Here is a 1,484-nt window from a genome sequence, read left to right as displayed (position 1 = left end):
GTTAAGCAAAAATATGAAAGACAATCTTTAAGATATAAAGATAAAGACTATAACATTTATTCAGATGGTTCAAAGTTAATTAAAGTCTTAAGCAAGGATGATAAAAAGCAAGTTAAGGTGTTTGCAAAAGAGTTAGAAAAGAAAGTAGATGCTTTTGAAAAAGAATTAGAAAATGTTATTTATACTTCAATTTATAATAATGCTCCAAAATTAGATGAAAATATTCCAGAAGAGATTCATATTGATTGAACTGATGATGTGATTCCAAAATTAAAAGAGTTAGTTAATAAAACTTGAGATACTGAGACTGCTGATAAGATTAAAACTGGTCAAACCTATGGTGAAGTTATTAAAATACTAGGAGAAGACTTATCCAAACACTTTGATGAAATACCTAAAGAATATGTAAAATATTGAGATTTTATTGATGTCGATTTTTTAAAAAATGAAGTATTGCAATTACAAGACAAGAAACCAAGTGATAAAGTAGAAATATCGAAGGATAATAACTTTAATGTTAGAGCATTTAATAGTGATATTATTAGTCTATCTCATTCATTAGCAGGGTTTACTGCAGAAGAAGCAATTAAGTATTTATTTAATAAATATGTAGTTCCTAAACTAACTCCTTTTCATTCAAAAATAGTAGTAAATAATAAACTAAAAAAACTTATAAAAAAATATGAAAATAGATTTCCTAATCTAAAGGATAAAGAATATATTTTTGATGATTTTGAATCATTAAAACCCTTTTGATTTAGCAAAAATCCTGATGGAACTCTAAAAGTAAAACTAAAAACATTTATTAATGTTTTATCTGAAGACTATACAAGTTCTTTAGTCTCTTTAAATAGAGAAATAAATATAAAATATCCTGATAAATCTGAATGAAACCCTGAATCTGTTGTTATAGAATCTCCTACACATTATATAGATAAAGATGGTAACGCAAGGTTCTCCTATGAAAGTGATTTAAATAATCGAACTGATATTCTTGAAATTACAAAATTAGGATATTGATATAATGTTAATGCTGATTATACAATTCAAGCATATATAATGCCTACAAATATAAGAAAAGTTCCACAGCTACCAGAAGTAGTTACTAACACAAATTATATGTTTATAAATAATGATAGCTATTATATAGAAAATCTCAGTGAATGAGATACTAGCAACATTACTAAGATGTCTTATATGTTCACAAGAGCTAAAAACTTCAATCAACCTTTAAATAATTGAGATGTATCAAATGTTGTAGATATGTATTCAATATTTGATGGAGCTTCTTCCTTCGATCAAGATATTTCAGGATGAGATGTATCAAAAGTACAAAAAATGAGATATTTTTTTAGAGATGCAAAAAGATTCAATCAACCCCTAAATAAATGAGATGTCTCAAATGTTACCACTATGGAAGGTATGTTCTTTGGTGCTTCTTCATTCAATCAACCCCTAAATAATTGAAATGTTAAAAGTGTTTA

Annotated in this window: 1 protein-coding gene; it reads left to right on the top strand. The window is 26.1% G+C overall.

Features of this window, described 5'->3' with window-relative positions; all coding sequences use genetic code 4:
- On the top strand, positions 1 to 1,484 hold a 1,484-nt coding region (locus BCF89_RS08820; protein WP_111518954.1), incomplete at both ends, for a BspA family leucine-rich repeat surface protein.

The organism is Metamycoplasma auris, assembly GCF_003253435.1.
GTDB lineage: Bacteria > Bacillota_I > Bacilli_A > Mycoplasmatales > Metamycoplasmataceae > Metamycoplasma > Metamycoplasma auris.
Note: the sequence above shows the minus strand (reverse complement) of the source record. Positions and strands in the feature narration are given on the sequence as shown.